The organism is Mesorhizobium sp. (assembly GCF_004962925.1).
Taxonomy (GTDB): Bacteria; Pseudomonadota; Alphaproteobacteria; order Rhizobiales; family Rhizobiaceae; genus Mesorhizobium.
This window is the reverse complement of record NZ_SUEO01000069.1, coordinates 10,275-11,035: the sequence shown is the minus strand read 5'-3', so window position 1 is coordinate 11,035 and position 761 is coordinate 10,275. Positions and strand designations below refer to the sequence as shown.

Genomic DNA, 761 nt, shown 5'->3' with positions numbered 1-761 from the left:
AAGCCTGTCTCGGCGGGCGGCGCCGGCTATTCCTGCATTGCCGAGTTGCGCATGATCGAGACGATCGAGGCTGGCGCGCCGAAAACGCCATTCCTTCGCTTTGGCGACACTGTGCGCATCGAGATGAAGGACACGGCCGGACATTCGATCTTCGGCGCCATCGAGCAGAAGGTCGAGAAACACGAGAGCTAGGACAATGACAGGCACGTCTTTCTATGTGCTGTGCGGCCTGTGGGCCCTGGTCATGCTGGCGATCTTCATCCAGGCGATCCGGCTGAGCTATCGCATCGAGGCGCGCTCTCCCGACCTGACCAACCGCAGCGGCTTTCCGCGCAACGCGATGATGTTCCACGCCGTCACCAACATGAACGTCGCACGGGATCAGGAAACGCAAGCCATGCGGCGGCGCATGAATCGGCTGCTGCTGATCGTTCTCGCCGGATTTGCGCTTCTGTGGGCGGGCGTGTCTTTGGTCCAGTCAGCGGAGTGAGGTCATGGACCTGCTGAACCATTTGCGCCGCATGGCAGCCAACAATCTCTGGTCGAACGACCGGCTCTATCGCGCCGTGCTGCAGCTTGAGCCCGGCGAATTCGAGGCTGAAAGAACCAGCTTCTTTCCCTCGATCAAGGCAACGCTCAACCACATTCTGGCGGTCGATCATCTCTATCTCGATTTTCTCGAGGAGGGCGGCGTGGGCGCCGCAGCCTATGATGAGTTTTTGCTCTTCGACGAAGCGGACGCGCTCTTTGGCAAACGAGCG

At 60.2% G+C, this 761-nt stretch carries 2 protein-coding genes and 1 pseudogene; all 3 read left to right on the top strand.

The genetic code is table 11. The features are described from left to right. Positions 1 to 192: pseudogene (locus tag E5W87_RS15800) on the top strand (2-keto-4-pentenoate hydratase); the annotation flags it as partial. 4 nt (positions 193 to 196) lie between these two features. Continuing rightward, positions 197 to 490 carry a hypothetical protein gene (locus tag E5W87_RS15795; RefSeq protein ID WP_292398990.1) on the top strand — a complete coding sequence of 98 codons (294 nt, stop codon included), beginning with the start codon at positions 197 to 199 and terminating at the stop codon, positions 488 to 490. A gap of 4 nt (positions 491 to 494) precedes the next feature. Then, on the top strand, positions 495 to 761 hold a 267-nt coding region (locus E5W87_RS15790; RefSeq protein ID WP_292398988.1), incomplete at its 3' end, for a DinB family protein.